19 protein-coding genes are annotated in these 17,573 nt (G+C 41.2%); all 19 read right to left on the reverse strand.

Features of this window, described 5'->3' with window-relative positions:
• Positions 1 to 6: 6 nt before the first annotated feature.
• The 19 genes from xerC to ftsY all read right to left on the reverse strand — a co-directional run bounded on the left by xerC (position 7) and on the right by ftsY (position 17,552).
• Positions 7 to 924 (reverse strand): tyrosine recombinase XerC, encoded by a 918-nt coding sequence (gene xerC / locus MHI11_RS11645; protein ID WP_003211704.1) that lies wholly within the window; start codon positions 922 to 924, stop codon positions 7 to 9.
• 62 nt (positions 925 to 986) lie between these two features.
• On the reverse strand, positions 987 to 2,291 hold the full coding sequence (gene trmFO, locus MHI11_RS11650; RefSeq protein ID WP_340961126.1) for an FADH(2)-oxidizing methylenetetrahydrofolate--tRNA-(uracil(54)-C(5))-methyltransferase TrmFO: 1,305 nt from the start codon (positions 2,289 to 2,291) through the stop codon (positions 987 to 989).
• Positions 2,292 to 2,361: 70 nt separating this feature from the next.
• Entirely contained in the window at positions 2,362 to 4,437 is a 2,076-nt protein-coding gene (topA, locus tag MHI11_RS11655) for a type I DNA topoisomerase (RefSeq protein WP_044141928.1), read from the reverse strand.
• A gap of 193 nt (positions 4,438 to 4,630) precedes the next feature.
• Positions 4,631 to 5,533 carry a DNA-processing protein DprA gene (gene dprA, locus MHI11_RS11660; RefSeq protein ID WP_340961127.1) on the reverse strand — a complete coding sequence of 301 codons (903 nt, stop codon included), beginning with the start codon at positions 5,531 to 5,533 and terminating at the stop codon, positions 4,631 to 4,633.
• A gap of 63 nt (positions 5,534 to 5,596) precedes the next feature.
• Positions 5,597 to 6,499: a succinate--CoA ligase subunit alpha gene (gene sucD / locus MHI11_RS11665; protein ID WP_003212080.1), complete on the reverse strand. Its 903-nt coding sequence runs from the start codon at positions 6,497 to 6,499 to the stop codon at positions 5,597 to 5,599.
• A gap of 22 nt (positions 6,500 to 6,521) precedes the next feature.
• Positions 6,522 to 7,682 carry an ADP-forming succinate--CoA ligase subunit beta gene (gene sucC / locus MHI11_RS11670; RefSeq protein WP_012009945.1) on the reverse strand — a complete coding sequence of 387 codons (1,161 nt, stop codon included), beginning with the start codon at positions 7,680 to 7,682 and terminating at the stop codon, positions 6,522 to 6,524.
• Between the two features lie 176 nt (positions 7,683 to 7,858).
• A complete protein-coding gene (locus MHI11_RS11675) occupies positions 7,859 to 8,134 on the reverse strand; it encodes a FlhB-like flagellar biosynthesis protein (RefSeq protein WP_003211418.1) in 276 nt (91 codons plus the stop codon).
• Complete coding sequence (locus MHI11_RS11680) at positions 8,131 to 9,867, reverse strand: glycosyltransferase (protein WP_340961128.1); 1,737 nt, start codon at positions 9,865 to 9,867, stop codon at positions 8,131 to 8,133. The genes MHI11_RS11675 and MHI11_RS11680 overlap by 4 nt, the downstream gene beginning before the upstream one ends.
• A gap of 27 nt (positions 9,868 to 9,894) precedes the next feature.
• Positions 9,895 to 10,659: a ribonuclease HII gene (locus MHI11_RS11685; protein WP_044141931.1), complete on the reverse strand. Its 765-nt coding sequence runs from the start codon at positions 10,657 to 10,659 to the stop codon at positions 9,895 to 9,897.
• Positions 10,660 to 10,735: 76 nt separating this feature from the next.
• The gene (gene ylqF, locus MHI11_RS11690) at positions 10,736 to 11,584 is read right to left on the reverse strand and encodes a ribosome biogenesis GTPase YlqF (protein WP_050945052.1); all 849 of its coding nucleotides are present in this window, start codon (positions 11,582 to 11,584) and stop codon (positions 10,736 to 10,738) included.
• Positions 11,585 to 11,672: 88 nt separating this feature from the next.
• Complete coding sequence (gene rplS / locus MHI11_RS11695) at positions 11,673 to 12,020, reverse strand: 50S ribosomal protein L19 (RefSeq protein WP_003212364.1); 348 nt, start codon at positions 12,018 to 12,020, stop codon at positions 11,673 to 11,675.
• Between the two features lie 137 nt (positions 12,021 to 12,157).
• Entirely contained in the window at positions 12,158 to 12,892 is a 735-nt protein-coding gene (gene trmD / locus MHI11_RS11700; RefSeq protein ID WP_058014004.1) for a tRNA (guanosine(37)-N1)-methyltransferase TrmD, read from the reverse strand.
• Entirely contained in the window at positions 12,889 to 13,413 is a 525-nt protein-coding gene (gene rimM, locus MHI11_RS11705; RefSeq protein WP_340961129.1) for a ribosome maturation factor RimM, read from the reverse strand. The genes trmD and rimM overlap by 4 nt, the downstream gene beginning before the upstream one ends.
• An 8-nt stretch (positions 13,414 to 13,421) precedes the next feature.
• Complete coding sequence (locus MHI11_RS11710; RefSeq protein WP_003211186.1) at positions 13,422 to 13,808, reverse strand: YlqD family protein; 387 nt, start codon at positions 13,806 to 13,808, stop codon at positions 13,422 to 13,424.
• A 103-nt stretch (positions 13,809 to 13,911) separates the two neighbouring features.
• Complete coding sequence (locus MHI11_RS11715; protein ID WP_012009937.1) at positions 13,912 to 14,157, reverse strand: KH domain-containing protein; 246 nt, start codon at positions 14,155 to 14,157, stop codon at positions 13,912 to 13,914.
• Entirely contained in the window at positions 14,157 to 14,429 is a 273-nt protein-coding gene (gene rpsP, locus MHI11_RS11720; protein WP_003212139.1) for a 30S ribosomal protein S16, read from the reverse strand. The genes MHI11_RS11715 and rpsP overlap by 1 nt, the downstream gene beginning before the upstream one ends.
• 105 nt (positions 14,430 to 14,534) lie before the next feature.
• The gene (ffh, locus tag MHI11_RS11725) at positions 14,535 to 15,875 is read right to left on the reverse strand and encodes a signal recognition particle protein (protein ID WP_003211019.1); all 1,341 of its coding nucleotides are present in this window, start codon (positions 15,873 to 15,875) and stop codon (positions 14,535 to 14,537) included.
• Between the two features lie 13 nt (positions 15,876 to 15,888).
• On the reverse strand, positions 15,889 to 16,221 hold the full coding sequence (locus MHI11_RS11730; protein ID WP_044141934.1) for a putative DNA-binding protein: 333 nt from the start codon (positions 16,219 to 16,221) through the stop codon (positions 15,889 to 15,891).
• Between the two features lie 344 nt (positions 16,222 to 16,565).
• Entirely contained in the window at positions 16,566 to 17,552 is a 987-nt protein-coding gene (ftsY, locus tag MHI11_RS11735) for a signal recognition particle-docking protein FtsY (RefSeq protein ID WP_340961130.1), read from the reverse strand.
• Positions 17,553 to 17,573: the final 21 nt, after the last annotated feature.

Below are 17,573 nucleotides of genomic sequence, written 5' to 3' on the forward strand. Positions count from 1 at the left end.
CTCCTTTTAGGATCGTTTAAAAGCCCTTGGGTGATGAGACATGTACGTTTTCCTTAAAGAATCTTTTGATACATGCGTGTACACCTGAGTTGATGATAAATTCGAATGACCAAGAAGTTCTTGAACACTTCTCAAATCTGCCCCCTCATTTAAGAGGTGTGTGGCAAAGGTGTGCCTTAACATGTGAGGATGGATATGTAATGTGCCTGACGCCTTTTTCATTAGTTCAGTGAGAATGAATCGAACGCCTCTGTCTGTAAGAGGCGCCCCGCGCTGATTCAAAAATACATATGCATCAGCACGATCATTCCCCTTCGCTTTCAGCTTTAGCCTTCCATCCTCTAAATAAGTGATGAGCGCTTCATGAGCATATGAACCAAAAGGAACATACCGCTGCTTGCTGCCTTTCCCATGAACAAGCACTGTATCCATCGATAAATCAAGATCAGATTCTTTTAATGAACATAACTCACTGACCCTCATACCTGTTGCATAAAGAAGTTCTAAAATGGCTTGGTTTCTTTGCCCAAGCGGTGTGCTGACATCAGAAACTGTAAAAAGCTCTTTCAGTTCCTCTTCATACAAAAATGAAGGAATTCGCTTATCCTGCTTTGGTAAGCTAACGAGTAAAAAAGGATTTTCTTTCACAAGCTGTTCTCTTAATAGAAATTTATAAAAGCTGCGAAGCGCAGAGACTTTCTTACTAATCGTTCTTCTTGTCAGGCCTTTTTCATAAGCTTCTGTTAAATAAATTCTCGTATCTTGATAGGATACCTCTTCAAAACCGTCTATTCCTTGAACGTTCATAAATCTGACAAACTCTTCAATCGCTTCTGTATATCCTGAGATGGTTAAAGCAGAATAGTTTTTTTCAATTTGCAAATATTCAATGAATAAGTGGACAAGACGCTGTTTATTCGTCATTTTTACACCTCTTTAAGGCTTTTAAATGGTATCACATATCTTGCTTTCCGTGCAATGATTTACTACAGAGATTTCGAAATAGTTTGAATAGTTTCGATTGCGCGCTTAGCGTACTCCGCATAACGCTCTTGTTTGTTTTTAATGCGAACACCAAGATCTTTCAACAAACCAAAATTCGCATTCATTGGCTGGAAGCTTTTCTTGTTTGTCGATGTGATGTAATAAGCCATGCTGCCGATTGCTGTTTCCTCCGGAAGTGTCACAAGCTCTTCTCCTTTGACAAAACGAGCGGCATTAATTCCAGCCACTAGTCCGGAAGCTGCAGACTCGACATAGCCTTCAACGCCTGTCATTTGTCCGGCAAAGAATAGATCTTCTCTATTTTTAAACTGATACGTTGGTTTTAAAAGACTTGGTGAGTTAATGAATGTATTGCGGTGCATCACGCCATAACGAACAATCTCTGCTTCTTCAAGACCTGGAATCAAGCGGAATACTTCCTTTTGGTCGCCCCACTTCAGATGTGTCTGGAAGCCGACGATGTTATATAAAGTACCTGCTGCATCATCTTGTCTTAATTGAACAACAGCATAAGGTCTTTTTCCTGTTTTCGGATCTTCAAGTCCTACTGGCTTCATCGGACCAAACAACATCGTTTTCTTTCCTCTTTTGGCCATGACTTCAATTGGCATACAGCCTTCAAAGAAGATTTCTTTTTCGAACTCTTTTAATGGCACAGTTTCAGCAGAAATAAGCGCGTCATAAAAACGATCGAATTCTTCTTCTGTCATTGGACAGTTTAAATAAGCAGCTTCTCCTTTGTCATAACGTGATTTCAAGTACACCTTATCCATATCAATGCTATCTTTCTCTAGGATAGGTGCCGCTGCATCGTAGAAGTACAGATATTCTTCACCAGTTAACGATTTTAATTCTTTTGAAAGTGCTTCAGATGTAAGCGGGCCTGTCGCAATAATTGTTGGACCTTCTGGAATGCTTTGCACTTCTTCTTGAAAAACTGTCACATTCGGATGATTTTTTACGCGATCAGTAACGTTTGCTGCAAATTCATGACGATCTACTGCAAGCGCTCCACCAGCAGGAACTGAGCTTTCATCTGCAGCTGCGATAATCGCTGAATCTAAATGACGCATTTCTTCCTTTAATACACCGACCGCATTTGTCAAAGCGTTGGCACGCAGTGAATTGCTGCATACAAGCTCTGCAAATTTATCTGTGTGGTGAGCTGGCGTTTGTTTGACAGGTCTCATTTCATACAAGTTGACTTTAATTCCGCGTTTAGCAACTTGCCATGCCGCTTCACTTCCAGCTAAACCTGCTCCAATCACATTTACAAATTGACTCATTGTACAACTCTCCTATTTCGTAAGTTCTGTTTGATGACATAAAAAAGCAGGTGAACAAGGCTGCTCACCGCTATTTTTGTTGTTCCTCTTTATAATCACAGTTCACACATTGAACTTGCATGCCTTTTTTCAGCTTTTTCTCTACAAGCATATTTTCGCATTTTGGACACTTTCTTTCAATCGGTTTGTCCCAAGAGACGAATTCACACTCTGGAAAACGATCACAGCCATAAAAAATGCGGCGCTTCTTAGATTTTCGTTCAACAATGTTTCCTTCATGACATGTCGGGCATTTCACACCAATATCTTTGACAATTGGTTTTGTGTTACGGCAGTCAGGAAAGTTAGAGCAAGCCATGAACTTACCGTATCGACCCATTTTGTACACCATCGGATGTCCACACTCTTCACAGTCAACTCCGGCGTATTCAGGCTCAATCTCAACTTCTTGCATTTCTGCTTCCGCTTTTTCGACCCGTTTTGCAAAGTCTTGATAGAAGCTGTCGATAATGCGAACCCATTCGATCGTACCTTCTTCAACGCTATCAAGTTCTTTTTCCATTTTCGCTGTGAATTCCACGTTAATGATCTCAGGGAAGAATTCAATGATTAAGTTGAGAACAATTCCCCCAAGCTCTGTTGGGATAAACCGTTTATTATCAAGTGCGACATAGCCGCGCTTTTGAATCGTATCTAATGTTGGTGCATACGTAGACGGACGGCCTATACCTAGCTCTTCAAGCGTTTTGACAAGTCTTGCCTCAGTGTAGCGCGGAGGCGGCTGCGTGAAGTGCTGTTCAGGTTCGATATCTTTTGAAAGAACCGTATCACCTTCTTTAAGATCAGGCAGCATTTTGTCCTTTTCTTCTAGCTGGTCGTCTTTCCCTTCTACATATACTTTCATGAATCCAGGGAATTTCACTTTGCTTCCGTTAGCACGGAATGTAAGCCCGTTATTATCAAGGTCCACACTCATTGTATCAAGCACAGCCGAAGCCATTTGGCTTGCGACGAATCGTTCCCAAATCAATTTATACAGACGAAGCTGATCTCGGCTTAAGACATGTTTGACATCTGCTGGTTTTCTTAGCGTAGAAGTCGGCCTGATGGCTTCGTGAGCATCTTGTGCATTTTCATTCTTTTTAGCAGTTCGTTTTGTTGTATTTAAGAAATTCTTACCATACGTCTGATCAATGAAAGCAGATACTTCTTCAATCGCCGTATTGGAAATACGTGTTGAGTCTGTTCTCATGTATGTAATGAGTCCGACTGTACCTTCTTTACCAAGATCAATTCCTTCATATAATTGCTGTGCAATCATCATCGTCTTTTTCGCACGGAAGTTTAATTTTCTCGCAGCCTCCTGCTGTAAAGTAGATGTTGTAAACGGAACAGCAGGGTTGCGTTTACGCTCTTTTTTCGTCACTTTCTCTACAGAGAATTTGCTCCCTTTTAGTTTCGAAAGGATTTCTTTTACATCTTCTTTTGTTTTCAGTGGATGCTTTTTGCCATTGACGCCAAAGAAGCTCGCTTCGAAGCTTTCTTTTCCTTTTAGGAATGTACCGTCAATTGTCCAGTATTCTTCTGGTTTAAATTCATTAATTTCATTCTCGCGATCAATGATCAGGCGGAGTGCAACTGATTGAACACGACCGGCACTTAAGCCCTTTTTCACTTTCTTCCATAAAATCGGACTGATTTTATACCCAACGAGACGATCTAAGATCCGTCTTGCCTGCTGTGCATCAACTAAATCCATATTGATCATACGTGGATGCTTAAAGGAATCTTTAATAGCATCTTTTGTAATCTCGTTAAAGACAACGCGGCAGTCAGAAGAGAGGTCAAGGTCAAGGCTATGCGCTAAATGCCAAGCAATCGCTTCTCCCTCTCTATCGGGGTCAGCTGCGAGATAGACTTTCTTTGCTTTTTTCGCAGCTGTTTTTAATTCTTTTAATACGGGGCCTTTCCCGCGAATCGTAATATACCTCGGTTCGAAGTCATGCTCAGTGTCAACACCAAGCTGACTTTTCGGTAAATCTCTTATGTGCCCCATTGAAGCCTTTACTTTATACTTTTTACCTAAATAACGCTCAATCGTTTTCGCCTTGGCTGGCGACTCAACGATGACTAAATAATCAGCCATACTCAAAATCCCCCTTAAGAGGTGTTCTCTCTTTATACATTTGCCAATTCATATTTATGTTAATTGCACCTATCTAACAGGCAATCATGAAAAATTCTTTATGATGAACATCATTATAAACACGAAAAACAAAGTGTAAACTTAAATCCTCACTATTATTAAATATTCCTATGTCTTTTGTCAAACGATATTTTTATAAGAGTTCAGTATATTGAACGCTGCGGAAGGAGAATTCCTCTAAAATATCCTTCGTTGAATGAACAAGCTTTGCTCCCTGCTGTATAAGTCTGGCTGGACCTGTGGAATTAGGATCAAAGATTGATCCTGCAACCGCAAATACCTCTTTGCCTTGCTCAAGTGCTTGATACGCGGTAATGAGTGAACCGCTCTTTTCTTTGCACTGAATCACGATGGTCCCACTTGTCAGCGCACTAATTAAACGATTCCTCAAAGGGAAATGCCACTTTTCTGGTTTGACATAAGGCGGATGCTCGGATAAAAGCAAATGATGCTCGCCCATGTATTCAGCCATTTGCACATGTTCCTTTGGGTATAAATGCTGAAATCCGCCTGCTATAATACCGATCGTTTTCCCTTTATTCCTAATGCACTCTTTATGTGCAAGTCCATCAATGCCTTTTGCTAAGCCACTGACAATCATCCAATCTTCCTTAACAAGTTCACCAACAATTTTCTTCACACATGCTTCTCCATAAGACGATGGAACACGCGTGCCTACTACACCTAAACTTTTTTCTTCATTTAAATATGACACGTTTCCTTTTAGGAATAACACAGGGGGAGGATCATAAATATGTTTTAGTGTGCTGGGATATAAGGGTGATGTGATGGGAATCATGTGAATGTTTTGCTTTAAATAGGCTTGAACGATGTGTTGAAAAATGGGGAATTCCTTTTCTTCGGCTTGTTTTAAGCGGGTAAAGTCGATTGTTTGTAATAATCGATCCTGTTTGAAATGATGTGTTTCTTCATTTATATATAGCTTAGGATCGACTTTCCACCATTTTGTTAACAAAGAGGGTGAGATGAGGCCTTTTAAGCGGTGAAAAATCATTCTTTCGGACACGTTGTACATACCATTCCTCCTGTTTAAGATAGAAAGAAGAAGACTTGTCAAAGAACAAGTCTTCTTGTGTCATTAATGCGTTTTACAAGCTTCGAAGAGATTCTTCTCTTTTAACACTTTAATTAAGGTTTCTCCCATGACAGATGGAGTCTCTGCCACTTCAATTCCACATTCACGCATTGTTTTTACTTTTTCATCAGCTGTCCCTTTACCACCGGAAATAATGGCACCAGCATGTCCCATGCGTTTTCCTGGAGGCGCCGTTTTACCGCCAATAAAGCCAACAACTGGTTTGGTCATATTTGCTTTTACCCATTCAGCTGCTTCTTCTTCAGCCGTACCGCCGATTTCTCCGATCATAATGACAGCATGCGTATCAGGGTCTTCATTGAATGCTTTTAATACATCAATAAAGTTCGTCCCATTTACAGGGTCTCCGCCGATTCCTACAGCTGTCGATTGACCAACACCCGCCTCTGAAAGCTGATGTACCGCTTCATATGTAAGTGTTCCAGAACGAGAAACAACCCCCACATGACCTTTTTTATGAATGTAGCCTGGCATAATCCCAATCTTACATTCTTCAGGTGTAATGACACCTGGGCAGTTAGGGCCAACAAGTCTTGTCTTTTTCCCTTCCATATACCGTTTTACTTTGACCATGTCAAGTACTGGAATATGTTCTGTAATACAAATGACTAGATCGACTTCTGCATCAACAGCCTCTAAAATGGCATCTGCTGCAAATGGTGCTGGTACATAGATAACAGAAGCATTTGCTCCAGTTGTTTGAACAGCTTCAGATACTGTATTAAATACAGGAACTCCTTCTACTTCAGTTCCACCTTTTCCAGGTGTGACACCGCCAACAATATTTGTTCCGTACTCAATCATTTGTTTTGTATGGAACAATGCGGTTGAACCGGTAATCCCCTGAACAATTACTCTCGTATTTTTATTAATAAATACACTCATTTAGGTTCCCTGCCTTTCTGCTCTACTTGACTAAAGATACAATCTTTTCTGCCCCGTCAGCCATAGACTCAGCAGAAGTGATATTTAAGCCTGAATCACTCAGGATTTTCTTCCCTAATTCAACGTTTGTTCCTTCAAGACGTACAACGAGTGGTAATGTTAAGCCGACTTGTTTCGTCGCTTCAACGACACCTTCTGCAATGACATCACATTTCATGATGCCGCCAAAAATGTTCACGAAAATCCCTTTTACATTTTGATCAGATAAGATGATTTTAAATGCTTCCGTTACTTTTTCAGCTGTTGCACCGCCGCCAACATCCAGGAAGTTTGCAGGGTCCCCGCCGTAATGCTTGATGATATCCATTGTAGACATCGCAAGACCAGCGCCATTGACCATACAGCCAATATTTCCATCTAGAGAAATGTAGCTTAGATCATATTTAGATGCTTCAATTTCTTTTGGATCCTCTTCATCAAGGTCACGGTATTCTAATATATCTTTTTGTCTATATAAGGCATTGCTATCAAAGTTTAATTTTGCATCAAGTGCCATGACTTTTCCATCGCCTGTTACAACAAGTGGATTAATCTCAGCAATTGAACAATCTTTTTCAATAAACGCATTGTATAGACTTGTCATAAACTTAACAGCTTGGCCAACTAATTTTGTTGGAATATTAATTTTAAACGCTACTTCTCTCGCCTGATAGCCTTGCAATCCAATCGCTGGGTCGATGACCACTTTGACGATTTTTTCTGGCGTTTTTTCTGCTACTTCTTCAATTTCAGTACCGCCTTCTTCAGAAGCCATCAATACAATTCTTGATGTCGCTCTGTCCAAAACAAGCCCAACGTAGTACTCTTTTTGAATATCGCAGCCTTCTTCAATAAGTAAGCGTTTTATTTCGCGCCCCTCAGGCCCAGTTTGATGTGTGACAAGTGTTTTGCCGAGCAATTCCTCTGCAAAACCTTTCACTTCATCTTTTGTTTTTGCAATTTTTACCCCGCCTGCTTTGCCACGGCCGCCTGCATGAATCTGTGCTTTTACGACATATACAGAGCTTTCTAGCTCTTCTGATGCTTTCACTGCTTCATCAGGTGTAAATGCTACTTTACCATTTGGAACTGAAACCCCATATTTTCTTAGGATTTCTTTTCCTTGGTACTCATGGATATTCATTTCCCATCCTCCCAACATATGTAGAAACAAAAAATATAAAATAGACTGCGCTTTCATTTTAAAGAATAAAAAAGAGAATGTCTAGGGTTCTATGTAAAATCGTAAAATCCTTCTAAACATTCAAACTTTTATTTTATTAAAAATATAAATTTTTCATCCAAATCACTTATTTTACCTTATTTTTTCATTTTTTGATCTAACCTATAGATAAACGAAAATATTTCTGCTACAGTATCGTATAACGCTTCAGGGATCTCCTCATCCAGTGTTAAGTGGCGCATGAGTTCGACTAAATTACGGTCTTCTTGGATAGGAACTCCCGACTTTTTTGCTTCTTCAATAATATGGTCTGCCACATAGCCGCTACCTGTTGCGACGACTTTTGGCGCCTTTTGTTTTTCTTCATCATAATGTAGAGCGACCGCCCTTCTAAGCGGTTTTGAATCCTTCATACTCGTAAGTCCAGCCCTTTCTCGCTGATTTTATGAAAGTGTTCATCTAGAAAGTGAGACGGATCTACTGGCTCTTGTCTCTTCTTTGCTGTAATTCCCGTAAGGCTGTATCCTAAGGCATTTAAATTCTCCCGAACTGCTGGAATCATTGGATTAATGGTTCCTTGAAGTTCATGACCGGTTTCAACTGTAATTGACATGACCTTTTGCTGAATCGTACAGTCGATTAATGTTTCTTCGAGGTTTTCCATGTTTAAGTAAAACATAAGACGACACTGAGAAATATCAATAGAGCCATCTTTTTTCTTATGTCCTTTTAGAATAAAGGTTAAATCTTGAACACTATGTTTTGAAAAGAGCGGATAAGAGACCATCATTTGGCTGATGGTTTGATTCTCCTGCTGCACAAATAACTGCCCGTTCAATCTATGAAACAATTGATCGACTTCTTTTTTTACAGGATCTGGTAAATCAGACTGTCTCACATCATTTAAGACGAGCTTTAATTGGTGAAGTTCCTGACTTTTTACATCCTGACTGCCTTTTTCGAGTAGTTTCAGCATACCGATTTCATCACGTACACCGATTGCCTTTTTCATCGTCATGAGTAAATCGAGCACATCGGTTTTATTGCTTAATGCGGGTTCCGTCTGCTGTACCACCTGAGCCAATGCTTTCGCCTCTGTTTTTGACAGGAATGGAAATTCTTTTTGGAGCACAGATGCTCTTACATCCGGCTGAGATCCTGCCTGCTGAAGCCCTTGCAGCAATGACGTGAGCTGTTTTAAGCTAGGCTCTTGCTGCCCATCTGCACCTTGTTTTATCAAACTTGTAAGTATCCGCTCAATTTGCTGAAGCGGGATTTGCAGCTCTTTTGGACTTGTTGACTGCTGCACGTTAGATTGAAGAACTTGGGTCGTTTGACGCTCTTGAGCCAATGGATTCTGACTATTAACTTTTGGTTGAGACAGATTGGACTGAGGCGTTACAGGTAGATTTCCTCCTTGCTTCGCCGCCCCTTCTCTCGCTGCTAGAAGGACCGATAAGAGCTTTTCTGCATGGACAGACGTCTCAGTATCTATGACTGATCGAACGGCTTGTGTAAGCGCCTGTGTGGCGTCTGAGTGCTTCGGGAGCTGTGTTAAGCGTTCTAGCAGCGCTGTCATATCCTGATGAAGAGCAGAGGATGATTTCACAGCTAAAATTGATTGAAGCACTCCTTCCTGGATCGGCAAGTCTTTCTTTAAAGCAAATAGAAGTGCCTGGAGACCTTTTTTCACATCAGCTCCTTGATGCTGTTCGATCCACTTCACTGCCGTTTTTAACTCTGTTTCGTTGATAACGGATTTTTCTTTTAAAAAAGCTGTGGCTGTTAGAATGTTTTCAAGTCCGTTTTTCAGAGAGAGACCTTCTAATAGTTTGGCAGCTGCATCCTTTAATGTCTTAGGATCTTGATCAAATTGCTGGACTGGCCTTAGTTTATTGAGGCTGTCTCCACCCTCTTGTTCAAATTGGAACCAATAAAATGCGTCTGCTTTAAGCTGAGCCGCTAGCTGTGCTTTTATTTTTGTTGAGCCTATTTGAACAAGGGCTGTATCATCTCCAAGCATTTTCAGTACTTTACCGAGAATCAGCCGATGCACATTTTCCTTTCCTTCGGTGTTTAATGGAATAGATTCTGCCGCACTTAACCGGCTATTCAGTGCTGTATGTATGTCCTCAACTCTTGTCATCACAGGCAGCCTCCTTAGGTCAAAAATTTATGATATAACGGATTTCACTGGTGCAAACGATAATCGATGGATTGGGGCAGCTCCATGTGTTTGAATGGCAGCCAAATGCTCTTTTGTTCCGTACCCTTTATGTTTTTCAAATTGATACTCAGGGTACTTACGCCCGTATTCTTCCATCATCTGATCTCTTGTCACCTTTGCAATACATGCACCTGCTGCGATGGATGCACTTTTTGCATCTCCTTTGATGATATTCTCCTGGTGAATAGGAAGTGGGAGCGTCATGGCATCTATGAGTAGATAATCAGGTGTATGAGTTAACTGCTCCACCGCTCTCACCATCGCCAGTCTTGATGCCTCGTAAATATTGATTTCATCAATCGTAGCCGCATCAACAATGCCGATACCGATATCAAGTGCTTCTTTTTGGATCAGGTCATAATATGCCAATCTTTTTTTCTCAGATAATTGCTTTGAGTCGTTTAAACCGAGCAGGACTGTATCTTCCTTTAATATGACAGCTGCTGCTACAACGGGGCCTGCCAGCGGTCCTCTTCCTGCTTCATCTATTCCAGCAATACATGTGTATCCCTGCGCCTTAGCATTGTTTTCAAATTGCAGCATCTCATTCCATGCTGCATGAAGTTGCTGCTGCTTTTCTTTCTCTTTGTGCCACTTCTCTATCAGTTTTTGGACACTTTTTCTCTTATCATCTTTTACAAGTTCATGAATGTATGACTCGTCTTGTGAATGCTTTTCTATCAGTTCTTTTATTTGTTTCACTGTGTACATCAGCTTTTCGTCAGCCTCCTTCTTTATATCGGCAGTTTTCCGCAAAAAATAAAGACCCGCATGAGCTGCGTGTCTTTTAGCTTTCAGGCTTCTCAAAAGTGAGGGGACCAAATTTTTCTGTTCGAATATCCCGAATAATGATTTCGGTGGTTTTGTCGTAATTAATCAATCCACCGCTCATGAGACAGCCGCGCTTTGTACCTATTGCATCAAACAGCTCAGCCGTATCTTCAGGGATCTCCGTTAGGTCATAGCGTTTTTTTAATCGCTCTGGATAGTTTTCTTCTAGAAAGCGAAGTCCATATACAGCGACATCCTGTAAGTTGATGATAGAATCTTTGATCGCTCCAGTTACCGCTAGCCTGAGTCCTACTTTCTCATCTTCAAACTTCGGCCAGAGGATTCCAGGTGTATCGAGCAGTTCCAATTCTTTCCCTACCTTCACCCATTGCTGTGAGGTGGTAATACCAGGACGGTCTCCTGTTTTGGCAATGTTCTTTTTCGCTAAACGATTGATTAAGGTCGATTTCCCGACGTTGGGAATCCCGATAATCAGCGCCCGGATTGCACGTGGTTTAACACCTTTTGCTTTCATGCGGTCGAATTTTTCTTTTAAGATTTCTTTTGAAGTTGTGATGATCTGATTTAACCCTTGTCCATCGACAGAGTTAATAGCAAGTGACCGAACGCCTTGCTGCTCAAAGTGCGCCTGCCACTCCTTTGTCACACGAGGATCCGCTTTATCTGCTTTGTTTAATAGCATGATTTTGGGTTTGTTCTGAAGGATTTCTTCGATCATTGGGTTTCTAGAGGACATCGGAATTCTAGCATCAGTTAATTCAAATACGATGTCGATGAGCTTTAATTTTTCTGTGACTTCACGTCTTGCTTTTGCCATATGGCCTGGAAACCATTGAATCGTCATATGTGCACCTTCTCTTCTATCGATTATCTCTATACATCGTACAAAAAAAGAGCCTGTTACAGGTAACAAGCCCTTTCCTTTGATATCATTATCGTCTGATTTCTTTGATACGAGCCGCTTTACCGCGAAGTTCACGTAGGTAGTAAAGTTTCGCACGACGTACCTTACCGTGACGTACAACTTCGATGTTAGCGATTTTTGGTGTGTGTACAGGGAATGTACGCTCAACGCCTACACCGTAAGAAATCTTACGAACTGTGAAAGTTTCGCTAATTCCACCACCACGACGCTTAATTACAACACCTTCAAAGATCTGGATACGCTCACGAGTACCCTCGACAACTTTAACGTGTACACGTAAAGTGTCACCAGGACGGAACGCAGGAAGATCAGTGCGTAATTGTTCTTTTGTGATTTCTTCAATCAAATGTTGCATCGTTTTCAACTCCTTCCAACAGATGCTCATGTCCTCTTTCTTCATTGCAGCGGAACATCGTTTTCAAACTTGAATCGGCAAGCCGTCCAAGTCACAAGTAGTATCATACCATACCTCTATGCAGTGTGCAATACAATCTAGTCATTATGAAGCTGCCAAAGCCATCTTTTTTCTTCTTCTGTTAACGTTTTGCAAGAATCGATCAAATCTGGCCTTCTTGTATAAGTTCGCTTCAAAGATTCTTTGCGCCGCCACTCTTCAATTTTGGCATGATTTCCAGAGAGGAGCACATCCGGCACTTTTAGTCCTTTATAATCGGCTGGCCTTGTGTAGTGAGGATGCTCTAGCAAACCTGTACTAAATGAATCTTCAATGTGAGACGCTTCTTTTCCAAGCACATGAGGCAAAAGCCTGACCACACTGTCTGCAATCATCATCGCTGGCAGCTCTCCGCCTGTGAGAACGAAATCTCCGATTGAGATTTCATCTGTGACAAGATGCTCCCTGATGCGCTCATCGTAGCCTTCATAATGGCCGCAAATGAACATAAGGTGTTCTTCTTTTGCAAGTTCCTCTGCCTTCTTTTGTGTATATCTTTCTCCTTGAGGACAGACAAGAATGATTCGGGGCTTCTTGCTTGCTTTCTTCGTCAAATCTTCTACCGCATCGAATACGGGCTGTGCTTTCAGTACCATACCAGCACCGCCGCCATACGGATAGTCATCTACTGTTTTATGCTTATGATCCGAATACTCTCTAAAATTGACAACATTGAATGAGACAGCTTCTTTCTCCTGTGCCTTTTTTAAGATCGATGAGTGGAGCACACCTTCGAACATTTCAGGAAAAAGTGTTAAGAAGTCGATTTTCATTCGTAAATGAGTCCTTCCATCACTTCAATGTGTATGGTTTTGGATGCGATATCGATCTTTTTGACGACAGATGGGATATAAGGAATCAGGGCATCTTTTTTGCCTTTTCTTCCGACCACCCAGACATCATTTGCCCCTGGTGTTAAAATCTCTTTGATTTGGCCGACAAGCTGATCCTCTTCATCGTATACTTCACAGCCAATGATTTGGTGGAAATAAAACTCTCCTTCATCTAAAGAGCCGAGATGTTCTTTTTCTACTTTTAAGATTGATTCTTTCAATAGCTCTGCTTCATTTAATGAGCTAATTTCTTCAAATGTGAGCAAATCAAACTGTTTGTGCTGCCGGTGTGATGCGACAGTGACTTTTAGCGGCTCCCCTTGACCTTGCTTAAAAATATAGAGGACGCTTCCTTTTTTGTAACGTTCTTCTGGGAAATCTGTCTTTGACACGACGCGTACTTCTCCGCGCACTCCGTGTGTATTGACAATCTTTCCAACATTCAACCATTCTTGTACCATGTTCTCAATCACCCCTGACGTATTTCCACAATGGTGCCGTCTTTCACGACGATGACATTGTCTTGCATCTTGTCATCCCATTTATCACCTATGTTCACTTCAACCAGCGCATCCACTTCTGTCTCTTTCATTTCACTTCCAAGCGGTAAAATATGCAGCTGCTCTACTTGAAAGTCAATTTGCTGGATTTTCTCCTGCCGTTTATCGATGGCTTTTTGAAATTGAGGGATGGCTTCTTGCTGATGTGGTTCTTTTTCATGTTTTTTCAGTTGAAAATATAGTTGATTGCATTCACGTTCTAGTCTTTCTTTTTTCTCCAAAAAAGTCGTTAACAGTTTGTCCTTACTGCTTTCAGTTAATACTTGCATGACGGTGACATGTTGAATGATCTGCATCTTCCTTTTTGTCCCCCTATCCGAAGGCATTTGTCCTCTACATTATAACGAAAAATAGATTTAAACGTGTAAAAAAAGGGGAGGTCCTAAGCCCTCTCCCTTTTTAGTCAGCAATCTCAAGTTGAACTTTCTTAGAAGACTCTGCACTTGCTGCAAACATGACTGTTCGTATCGCTTTTGCTGTACGTCCCTGCTTTCCGATCACCTTTCCGGTATCTTCAGCATTGACAGACAGTGTGTAAATCACTTGCTCATCTTTTTCTAATGAAGATACGTGAATATCTTCAGGGAAATCAACAAGTGGCTCGACGATGGATACAATCAATTCTTCCAAGGACAGCTCATTCATTATTTGCTGTTTTTCGCATTATGAAATTTTTCAAGAATTCCTTGGCTTGAGAAAAGGTTACGAACTGTATCAGATGGTTTCGCACCATTTTGAAGCCATTTAAGAGCTAATTCTTCGTTGATTTTCACCTCAGCTGGTGATAACACTGGATTGTATGTTCCAACTGTTTCGATGAAACGACCGTCACGTGGTGAACGAGAATCTGCTACTACAATACGATAGAAAGGAGATCTTTTTGATCCCATACGTTTTAAACGAATTTTTACTGCCATTTTACTAGCACCTCCGAAAATATTTCAACAAGATAGTATATTAACAATGATAAAAGGGTTTGTAAAGTGTTTTTTCTTAACAACGGTTTTATCATGTATAACCAATTACATAAATGGTAATTTAAAGCCTTTTTTCTTTCCTTTGGACATGTTGGTCATTTGCTTCATCATCTTTTTCATTTCGTCAAATTGCTTTAAAAGGCGATTGACTTCCTGTACAGATGTTCCGCTTCCTTTTGCAATCCGTTTTCTTCGGCTTGCATTGATGACCTCTGGCTGTTCTTTTTCCTCGGTCGTCATTGATTTTATGATCGCTTCGATGTGATTGAGCTGCTTTTCGTCTACTTGGACGTTTTTGAGCCCTTTCATTTTACCGGCTCCCGGCATCATTTGGATCAATTCATCAAGTGGACCCATGTTACGAACTTGGCCAAGCTGCTCGAGGAAATCATCGAGTGTAAAGCTCATGGTCCGCATTTTTTGTTCAAGCTCTTTCGCTTTATCTTGGTCCACGTTTGCCTGTGCTTTTTCAATCAGTGTAAGCACATCTCCCATGCCAAGAATTCTTGAAGCCATCCGTTCTGGGTGGAATGGTTCAATCGCGTCAAGCTTTTCACCTAGCGCGGCGAATTTAATCGGCGTATTGGTGACAGCTCGAATGGAAAGTGCTGCACCGCCTCGTGTATCCCCGTCTAGTTTCGTTAGAACGACACCTGTTAAACCAAGCTGTTCATTAAAGCTTTTCGCTACATTGACAGCATCTTGACCTGTCATAGAGTCAACAACAAGGAAAATTTCTTCTGGACTCGCTACTTCTTTTACTTTTTGAAGTTCATCCATCAATTCTTCATCAATATGAAGGCGTCCTGCTGTATCTAAAATGACATAATCATGGTGTTCTTCTTTCGCTTTTTCAATTGCCTGTTTGGCAATCTCGACAGGACTCACTTGATCACCTAATGAAAACACAGGCATATCAAGCTGTTTCCCTAGCGTTTGAAGCTGCTGGATCGCTGCTGGTCTGTAAATATCTGCAGCCACCATCATCGGCTGGCGATTATGTTTTTTGCGAAGTAAATTAGCAAGCTTCCCAGTTGTGGTGGTTTTACCTGCACCTTGAAGACCAACCATCATAATGACGGTCGGAGATTTTTTCGCTACAGCGATTTTACTCTCTTCCCCGCCCATTAATTCAGTGAGTTCTTCTTTTACAACTTTAATGACCTGTTGTCCAGGGGTAAGGCTTTTCATGACCTCTTGTCCAACTGCCCGCTCACTTACTTTTTTCACAAAGTCTTTGACTACTTTAAAATTGACGTCAGCTTCAAGAAGGGCAAGGCGTACCTCGCGCATCATTTCTTTTACATCTTGTTCTGACACTTTTCCTTTGCCGCGGATTTTTGAAATCGTCTGCTGCAGTCGGTCGGCTAATCCTTCAAATGCCATACTGTGCCGCCTCCTAATCTAATTTCTCAAGCGATTCAATTAAAGCTTCTGCTTCTTCCATCTGAGCGGAATCTGCTACGAGCTCTCTCATTTTTTTGAGAAGTTCTTTACGATCTTTAAATTTCTTAAACAAGAGCAGCTTTTCTTCATATTGTTCAAGCATCGCTTCAGTCCGTTTAATATTATCATAAACAGCCTGTCTTGATACTTCATATTCATCCGCAATTTCACCGAGGGAAAAATCGTCTAGGTAGTAAAGCGACATGTAGCTCTTTTGCTTTGCGGTTAACAACGATTGATAGAAGTCAAACAAGTAGTTCATTCTCGTTGTTTTTTCAAGCGTCATGGGCTCTCTCCCCTTTGTTAAGTTCATTCCCTTTACATCAACTAAGTTTACACGGTTCTCTACTGTGTGTCAAGTTTTTATCTTGTCACTGCATGAAGCGGCGTATAAACAAAAATGCCAGCAGTTTTTGCTGGCATTTCAGATTGTTGACAAAGGGCTAAAATGATTTTGATTTTAGCCCTTTGTCTTCTTTTCAGCTTGATAGAAAACCTTTGAAGTCTAGGAAGGACGAGTACTGGCGCGGAGCGAATTTGACATTCGTGAGCACCAGCACGCAGGACTGACACCGAATGCGAGGGTTTATCTACACGCTGAAATGCCAGCAGTTTTTGCCGGCATTTTTGTTAGTCCTCTTGATCAATCACGTCTGAGAATAATCCATACACATACGATTCTGCATCGAATTCTTGCAGATCGTCTACCTCTTCACCTAAACCGACGAGCTTCACGGGGATGTTTAGCTCATTTCGAATTGCAAGGACAATCCCGCCTTTTGCAGTCCCGTCAAGCTTTGTTAAAGCAATTCCTGTCACATTCGTCGCTTTAGAAAATTCCTTCGCTTGTGCCATCGCATTTTGACCCGTTGTTGCATCAAGAGCGAGTAGCACTTCATGCGGTGCATCTGGAACCTCACGTTCAATGACTCTCTTGACCTTCTCTAGCTCTTTCATCAAGTTGACTTTGTTTTGCAGTCTTCCTGCTGTATCACAGATAAGGACATCCGCATTTTTCGCTTTTGCTGATTGAACGGCATCATAGATCACCGCTGCTGGATCAGAGCCAGCCGTCTGTTTAACAACAGGGACACCTGAACGCTCTCCCCATACTTCAAGCTGCTCAATCGCACCGGCACGGAATGTATCACCTGCTGCCAAAATGACGGATTTCCCTTCATTTTTCAGCTTATTTGCAAGTTTGCCGATCGTCGTTGTTTTCCCAACGCCATTGACACCGACAAATAAAATGATATTTAATCGCCCGTCTTCAATATTCAGCGCAGAGATTTGTTCCTCTCCGCTATTGTAGATTTCAACCAGTTTTTCAGAGATGACCGATTGTACTTCACTTGGGTCTTGAATGTTTCTTAGTTTCACTTCTTTTTTCAGCTCATCAATCAGTTCCATCACCGTTGTGAAACCGACATCCGCGCCGATCAGAACTTCTTCTAATTCTTCAAAAAAGTCTTCATCAACTTTACGGTAGCGTGAAATGAGTTCATTTACTCTTCCTTGAAAGGAGTTTCTCGTTTTTTCAAGTCCATCCTTAAACTTTTCTGATACTGAATCGGTTTGCTGCGTAAATTTTTCTTTTAATTTCTTAAAAAAACTCATTTGGTTCAAAAACCTCCTTTA

The organism is Bacillus sp. FSL K6-3312, assembly GCF_038007485.1.
Classification (GTDB): Bacteria; Bacillota; Bacilli; order Bacillales; family Bacillaceae; genus Bacillus; species Bacillus pumilus.

Bases quoted from the DNA above. Each gene is read 5' to 3' on its own strand.
- rplS (WP_003212364.1), bottom strand. From the start codon at position 12,020: ATGCAACATTTGATTGAAGAAATCACAAAAGAACAATTACGCACTGAT.
- ylqF (WP_050945052.1), bottom strand. From the start codon at position 11,584: ATGACGATTCAATGGTTTCCAGGCCATATGGCAAAAGCAAGACGTGAA.
- trmFO (WP_340961126.1), bottom strand. From the start codon at position 2,291: ATGAGTCAATTTGTAAATGTGATTGGAGCAGGTTTAGCTGGAAGTGAA.
- rimM (WP_340961129.1), bottom strand. From the start codon at position 13,413: ATGGTACAAGAATGGTTGAATGTTGGAAAGATTGTCAATACACACGGA.
- MHI11_RS11730 (WP_044141934.1), bottom strand. From the start codon at position 16,221: ATGACGCTTGAAAAAACAACGAGAATGAACTACTTGTTTGACTTCTAT.
- xerC (WP_003211704.1), bottom strand. From the start codon at position 924: ATGACGAATAAACAGCGTCTTGTCCACTTATTCATTGAATATTTGCAA.
- trmD (WP_058014004.1), bottom strand. From the start codon at position 12,892: ATGAAAATCGACTTCTTAACACTTTTTCCTGAAATGTTCGAAGGTGTG.
- topA (WP_044141928.1), bottom strand. From the start codon at position 4,437: ATGGCTGATTATTTAGTCATCGTTGAGTCGCCAGCCAAGGCGAAAACG.
- ftsY (WP_340961130.1), bottom strand. From the start codon at position 17,552: ATGAGTTTTTTTAAGAAATTAAAAGAAAAATTTACGCAGCAAACCGAT.
- MHI11_RS11675 (WP_003211418.1), bottom strand. From the start codon at position 8,134: ATGAAGGATTCAAAACCGCTTAGAAGGGCGGTCGCTCTACATTATGAT.
- MHI11_RS11710 (WP_003211186.1), bottom strand. From the start codon at position 13,808: ATGCAGATCATTCAACATGTCACCGTCATGCAAGTATTAACTGAAAGC.
- MHI11_RS11685 (WP_044141931.1), bottom strand. From the start codon at position 10,659: ATGTACACAGTGAAACAAATAAAAGAACTGATAGAAAAGCATTCACAA.
- MHI11_RS11715 (WP_012009937.1), bottom strand. From the start codon at position 14,157: ATGAATGAGCTGTCCTTGGAAGAATTGATTGTATCCATCGTCGAGCCA.
- ffh (WP_003211019.1), bottom strand. From the start codon at position 15,875: ATGGCATTTGAAGGATTAGCCGACCGACTGCAGCAGACGATTTCAAAA.
- MHI11_RS11680 (WP_340961128.1), bottom strand. From the start codon at position 9,867: ATGACAAGAGTTGAGGACATACATACAGCACTGAATAGCCGGTTAAGT.
- sucD (WP_003212080.1), bottom strand. From the start codon at position 6,499: ATGAGTGTATTTATTAATAAAAATACGAGAGTAATTGTTCAGGGGATT.
- dprA (WP_340961127.1), bottom strand. From the start codon at position 5,533: ATGTACAACGTGTCCGAAAGAATGATTTTTCACCGCTTAAAAGGCCTC.
- sucC (WP_012009945.1), bottom strand. From the start codon at position 7,682: ATGAATATCCATGAGTACCAAGGAAAAGAAATCCTAAGAAAATATGGG.
- rpsP (WP_003212139.1), bottom strand. From the start codon at position 14,429: ATGGCAGTAAAAATTCGTTTAAAACGTATGGGATCAAAAAGATCTCCT.